The 6112-nt window shown below is 40.6% G+C and carries 6 protein-coding genes; all 6 read left to right on the forward strand.

Features of this window, described 5'->3' with window-relative positions; all coding sequences use genetic code 11:
- Positions 1-217: 217 nt before the first annotated feature.
- The 6 genes from H6G08_RS33615 (at position 218) to H6G08_RS33640 (ending at position 6086) form a co-directional block, all read left to right on the forward strand.
- On the forward strand, positions 218-1600 hold the full coding sequence (locus tag H6G08_RS33615; protein WP_190551138.1) for an ATP-dependent DNA helicase: 1383 nt from the start codon (positions 218-220) through the stop codon (positions 1598-1600).
- 484 nt (positions 1601-2084) lie between these two features.
- A complete protein-coding gene (locus tag H6G08_RS33620; protein WP_313943535.1) occupies positions 2085-3152 on the forward strand; it encodes a hypothetical protein in 1068 nt (355 codons plus the stop codon).
- A 135-nt stretch (positions 3153-3287) separates the two neighbouring features.
- Positions 3288-3734 (forward strand): DUF1257 domain-containing protein, encoded by a 447-nt coding sequence (locus H6G08_RS33625; protein ID WP_190551142.1) that lies wholly within the window; start codon positions 3288-3290, stop codon positions 3732-3734.
- 3 nt (positions 3735-3737) lie between these two features.
- Positions 3738-3944 (forward strand): DUF2997 domain-containing protein, encoded by a 207-nt coding sequence (locus H6G08_RS33630; RefSeq protein ID WP_190551144.1) that lies wholly within the window; start codon positions 3738-3740, stop codon positions 3942-3944.
- 232 nt (positions 3945-4176) lie between these two features.
- Complete coding sequence (locus tag H6G08_RS33635) at positions 4177-4434, forward strand: hypothetical protein (RefSeq protein ID WP_190551145.1); 258 nt, start codon at positions 4177-4179, stop codon at positions 4432-4434.
- Entirely contained in the window at positions 4431-6086 is a 1656-nt protein-coding gene (locus H6G08_RS33640) for an AAA family ATPase (RefSeq protein ID WP_242046386.1), read from the forward strand. The genes H6G08_RS33635 and H6G08_RS33640 overlap by 4 nt, the downstream gene beginning before the upstream one ends.
- Positions 6087-6112: the final 26 nt, after the last annotated feature.

The raw sequence follows: 6112 nt of genomic DNA on the forward strand, positions 1-6112 counted from the left end.
ACGCGTGCTTGCTTCTCGGTTGCCCCTGGTGTCCTGTAATAAGAAATCTGAAATACCTATTACAAATGATGCTACATATTCAGATTATAAAGAGTTACTAAAATTTTTATCCACTTTACCGGAAGACCCTACGTGTAATGTAGTCGAACTTGGGGATGAAGCAAGACTAACAGCTATCGCTGCATTGAGTGGATCAATTAATGGAATTAGCGAAGCAATGATCATCCAAACACAAACACTTCCTACTTTTGCTGCAACAGGTTATTTTCCATTTCAACTCACCCAGCAGCAGCAAAAAGCTTTAGATGCAATGTGGACATTTATACAGCCAACCGTGGTGTCTGCTTTATTTCTGCTGGTTGGCTATGCTGGAACTGGCAAGTCAACTATTGTTTTCCAATTAGTTAAAGTTCTTGTCGCTACAGGTAAGCGAGTTGTACTGTCTGCACCCACTAATAAAGCTGTAGGCGTGCTGCAACGCATGGCGGCAGAAAATGGCGTAACTGGGGTAGAATTCTTCACCATTCACCAGTTGTTAGGACTGGGTATGGTAACTAGAGGTAAAGAGAAAGTACTGGATCAAACCGGGCCTTCTTATATCAATCTATTTGATGTTGTCTTTATTGATGAATGTTCCATGATTGGTAAACAACTGTGGCACTGGATAGAAGATGTTGCTAACCAATCATCCATCTGGACAAAAATCAAAATTATTCTTATGGGCGATCCAGCACAGTTAAATCCAGTGAATGAAGGAAAATCCCCTAGTTTTCAAGTACCAGATAAAGCAGTATTGACTCAAGTTGTGCGTCAGGGAACTGGTAGCCCTTTGTTAGAATTTGTCACTGCTTGTCGCTATGCAGTCATCAAGAGTAAGTTTCCTTTTGAGCCTTATGCCAAATATCTGCCTGATAAAAGTAATGGGGCGTTGATGGTTAAACGTCAAACTTTGTTGCGCTATGCTTGCAAAAAGATGTCTAGAGAATTTGCTCAAAACCCAGATTGTTTCCGAATTTTATCCTGGACTAATACTCAAGTTGACTTTTACAATCAGCAGATTCGCACACATTTATATGGTGAAAGTATCAATCGCTTTATTCCAGGAGAGAGATTAATCACCAGAGATCCTGTGATTGCTCCTGATGGTAAAACTACGATTCTTGCTACCTCTACAGAGTTTACTGTTTTAGATGTCTTTGAGGATCGTTACAACAATTATGATACTTGGAGATTAAAAGTAGAGACAGATGAAGGTATTGTCCGTCAAATCTACGTTTTGCATGAAAATGAGCAAAAACAATTTGACCAAGAAAGCAAACGTTTACTCACAAGTGCCAAACGAAATCCCTTTCTTTGGAAACAGTACTACAAACATTTAGAGCAGTTCGCCAACATCAGAAACTGTTTTGCATTAACTGTTCATAATAGCCAAGGTAGCACTTTCAATGAAGCGGGTATTGATGGTCAAGATTTTAGCAAGCGACTTTATCCAGAACGAGGAGATGATCGTAAGGCAATCTTGTCAAAAATTAGAGAGTTTAATCGTCTGTACTATGTTTCTAGCTCACGGGCTAGACAGCGAATATTAGTTATCCGCTAAGAATTGTGTCTAGCAATCTCGAAACTAAATTCCGGATGTGACTGTTTTTCATACTTTGAGAGATGTGTTTACAATCATCAGTAAAAACACTCTCTTCAAAAGGAAATTGTTCTGTTTTAATTCATAAACTATGAGATACACGACTTCTCTAATAAGTCGTGTATCTGGATAGCACCTTTTTTATAAAAAAGCATTTCGTATACAAAGTAAAAGAATAAAATTTCTAATTAAAATTATCTCAAATTTTAAATTTTAATTATTATAAAAATCCTTAGGTTGTATTGAATTTTTTAAGAATAAATTCTTTTTTGTATAAATAGACTAATAAAAATTTGCAATTTATTTTTAAATATAAGTTAATTAAATAATTTGATGAATTTTGTGAATAAAAGCTGCTTTCAAATTAGTAGCTATCAGGTAAAGCTAACGCTTTAGTTTACAGAGTTTAAAAACATTAATATTGCTAGGAAATAGGGTAGAAGCAGTGATTACAAATTCAACCGAAACTTTTCTAAAAGATGCTGTTGTTGAAAGATATAACCTCTCTAAACTGAACAAAACTCGCATCCGCTTCAAGATTCAGTTAAAGAAGACAACTAAGAGTAATGCTCCCAAATGGAAAGATGTTCTCAAATATTCTCAAGAAGATGAGCAAGAATCTGACTTAGTGAAGGTCACAATCTCAGAAGTTGGTTTAAAGGGCATCAAGGTTTTTAAAGCTTTAGACGAAGCAGCGAACCAATTAAGGCAAGAAATTACTTCAGTGCAAGAATGGATGAATTATGACAATGGTGATTGGATTTGCCCTATAGACTTAGCACCCTTGGTCTGGAATCAACTAATCGAAATTCGGGATAATATTGCACCTGTTTTACGCACTCAATTGAGAGAAGAGTATGACAAGGGGTACACAGACTATCAAGAACGTATTGACAACTTTCTCTCACTCAATGCTTGGCAATTATCTGTAGAACAACAACAAGAAGTTAAGCAGAACCTAGTAAAAGCTTTTCCTTGTTTAGAGGAATTAGAGGACTATTTACAAGTAGTAATTGGTCGTCCTGTTATTATTCCTGCCATCAGTGAACAACTGTCAGAGAAGCAAGCTGAATGCTTAGAGCAAATAACTCGGTTTATCGAACAGTATGACAGAAATTTAGAACAAACATTGAGGGAATCAGCGATCGCTCTCGGTGAACAACTAGCAGCCCAGTTGCTCGAAGATTTGAGCAATTGGGAACCAGGACGCAAGCCGGTCAACTTCAAAAAGAAGATGGAACGCCATTTCAAAAAAGTCCAAATGCTTTTGGCTAACGCCAGTTTTGAAGCAGGTAGCAGTCTTGGACAAATGATGACTCATCTAGAGAATATTCTCGAAAACGCTTCTGTTGATGCCAAAAAGCTAGATTCACAAGGGCGTTCTCAGTTGCAGGAAAAAATGGACGAAATTTACTCCAAGCTTCTGGATGAACAACGCCATCTTCAACGATTAGCAAGCGATGAGGGTATGGGCTTAACCAGAGCTACAGCGATGTCTCTCAAACTTCGCTAGAAAAAAACAATCAAGGATGCACTTAGTATCGTCCTTGATTGAAAACGGGTGTGGGGGAGCCACTGCGGTGGACGGGTTTCCCGTCTATGCGCGAGCTATTAGAAGTCAACAGTCCATAGTATTTAGAGGTAGGAAATGTCACACTTTTCAACTGTCACTACAAAACTAACTAATCGTGAATGTTTAGTACAAGCTCTACAAGATTTGCAGCTTACCGTGCAAGTTTATGAAAAACCACAATCGCTAAAAGGATATTACGGCGACTCCCAAGGGAAAAGTGCTGAGATTATTGTCCCTGGTCGTACTTTAAGTGTTCGCGCAGACATTGGGTTTAAGTGGGATCGAGAGGCAGGGGTGTATCAACTTATTCATGATGCCTATGAAACTGTACCTCGGCTAGGAGAAAACTTCTTTTCGCACACCCTAATACAAGCCTACGGCAAGAAGATGGTTCGCGCTAAAGCAGCACAGTTACAAGAACATCTAGGAGAATGCAGCATCACAGAAGAAACCAATGGTCATGTACATACTTTGCGCCTTGCATTTTCAGCACATCAGCAAACTCAACAAGTACGGAGATAACTTATGGAACGGACAATATTAATACATTTTGACACTGCTACAGGTGAAGTGAAAATAGAAGCCGAGGGATTTGAGGGATTGTCGTGCCTAGAAGCAACCCAACCCTTTGAGGAAGCTTTAGGCATAGTGCAAGGCGAACGCACTTACAAACCAGAATCTCAACAACAGCTTCGTAGTATGATTACTCAACAACAACAGTTGTACCAATAAATGATCGTGACTTACGTACAGGTAAGGGAAAATCAAACCGCAGAGGACACGGAGAAATAGGAGTTTCAGAGAGTTATTGCGTAAGTTTTAATGATTACAAGGGAGAGACTTCTTTAATAATTCCTTATCTTCGTGTCCTCCCTGTACCGCCTTTTCTTCACCTAAATAAACGTGCCATTTCGCCAACAAACATTCGATGGGGGACGAGGAAAATCCCCCCGCACAATTTTCTATGAGCGAACTACCTGAAGATTATCCGATGCTCCATATTTACCCCTCACAAGGAGCGCGGCAACCAGTAATTATCAAAGGAAATGCAGAGGGACTGTGCGCTTTAGTCAATGCCCTAATTTCCGCCATTGCTCATCCAAATTCTTCTGGAGTTGCTGAAGTTTTTAATGGCGATGCCGAAGTTTACGAAGTAGTCGTGAATCTTGTTACCACTCACGAAAAACTTTCTCCCGTACCCGATCAAAATTCGCAACAATGAAACTATCAAACTTGATTACCACCATTGATTCTCAAATACCCATCGTGGCAATAGATGTTCTTTCCCCCGAAGAAGCCACTATCATTCAGTGGTTAACTACTGAAGTGATGGACAAACTTAACAGTCCTGTGTACTTCTGGAATTTGGGAGTTTCCGGCTTAGAACAATGTCTGATTGCTGACGACGGTGGACTGGTGTTCAAATCAGTCGAGACGTATAAAAAGCCGCCTCACATAGACCCTTTAATATATGTGTTCGAGTACATCAATAATTTTGGCAGTAATGGAGTTTTTATCCTGGGAGATGTTCACCCTTTTGTGGGTCAAAACTCCCTGCAATTAAGTTGGGAAGTCCTCACTAGAGTCAAAAACTTGTACCATCGCCTGAAACCAACTGAAAAGCGAATTGTATTTTTAGGTCAAAACATTCAACTGCACGAATCTCTGCTGAGATTGATTCCTTGCTGTGAAGTTCCTCTACCCTGTATTGAGCAAATTCAAGAGCACTTAGAATCATATGTGTTGTACTTGCAAGAATCTGCCGGTGAGCAAGAGGTAACTTTTACCGTATCTCTCACCATTGAAGATAAAGAAACCTTGGCAAGAGCAGCATTAGGGCTAACCTTGGAGGAAATTAGCGACTTTCTCCGGCTGACTATCAAGGAGCGATTAACTTCTAAAGGTATAGTAATTGATGCTACGGCCATCCCTTTGGTTGTGGAATACAAAACCCGCCTACTGGCTCAAATGGGTATTGAATTAGGTAAACCGGCGACCATACCTTTTGGTGGACTAGACCTGTTGCGGGATTGGTTGCAACGCCGCCGCCGATTATTTTCCCAAGAAGCGCGATCGCTAAATCTACCTCAGCCTAAAGGTGTGTTACTGGCAGGGCCACCAGGAACAGGTAAATCAATAGTGGCGAAAAACATTGCAACCATACTCAACCTTCCACTGCTGCAATTAGATATTGCCTCAATGCTTGGTAGCTTGGTTGGAGAATCTGAGGGCAATGTCCGCCGCGCACTCAAGACTGCTGAAGCGATCGCACCCTGTATCTTGTGGATTGATGAGGTTGAGAAAGCACTTTCAGCTAATGGCGATACTTCTGGAGTCTCACAAAGGATTCTGGGAAATATCCTCACTTTTATGTCTGAATGTACGGCGGGAGTGTTTGTAGTGGCAACTTGTAATGACCCAACAGCACTGCCTATTGAGTTCAAGAGAAAAGGGCGGTTTGATGAGAATTTCTTCGTTGACTTGCCTACCGAGTTGGAACGTTGCCAGATTCTCAAGATTCACTTAGAACGGTTTGGTATAGAAGTTCCGCAGGAATATTTAGAGGCGATCGCTGCTAGTACTGACAAGTTTAGTGGTGCTGAGTTAGAAACCCTAGCATCAGAAGCAGCACTACTGGCTTTTGATGAGGGAAGACCTCAGCAGGTTACACTGGCTGATTTGGAAAATTGCCAGCACAACATCACCCCTTTAGCCGTTCAAGATGCTGCTGCTGTTGAACGGATGCAGTCTTGGTCAAAGATTGCCCGACCAGCTTCTAGCCCTGTGCAGATGTCTAAGAGGGTGTTTGAAAAGTTTTTAGGGGTCAAATTTTATGCTAGCCGCCTCACCATAATACGGATCATAGCAAGGTAGATAAAGGTTTCTGAAGTTTCGGGTAA

The sequence above is a fragment of the Calothrix anomala FACHB-343 genome (assembly GCF_014696435.1).
Taxonomy (GTDB): domain Bacteria; phylum Cyanobacteriota; class Cyanobacteriia; order Cyanobacteriales; family Nostocaceae; genus Aulosira; species Aulosira anomala_A.

What these genes read in the sequence shown, in the direction of transcription:
- H6G08_RS33635 (WP_190551145.1), top strand. Translation starts at nt 4,177, where the DNA reads ATGAGCGAACTACCTGAAGATTATCCGATGCTCCATATTTACCCCTCA.
- H6G08_RS33615 (WP_190551138.1), top strand. Translation starts at nt 218, where the DNA reads ATGATCATCCAAACACAAACACTTCCTACTTTTGCTGCAACAGGTTAT.
- H6G08_RS33630 (WP_190551144.1), top strand. Translation starts at nt 3,738, where the DNA reads ATGGAACGGACAATATTAATACATTTTGACACTGCTACAGGTGAAGTG.
- H6G08_RS33625 (WP_190551142.1), top strand. Translation starts at nt 3,288, where the DNA reads ATGTCACACTTTTCAACTGTCACTACAAAACTAACTAATCGTGAATGT.
- H6G08_RS33640 (WP_242046386.1), top strand. Translation starts at nt 4,431, where the DNA reads ATGAAACTATCAAACTTGATTACCACCATTGATTCTCAAATACCCATC.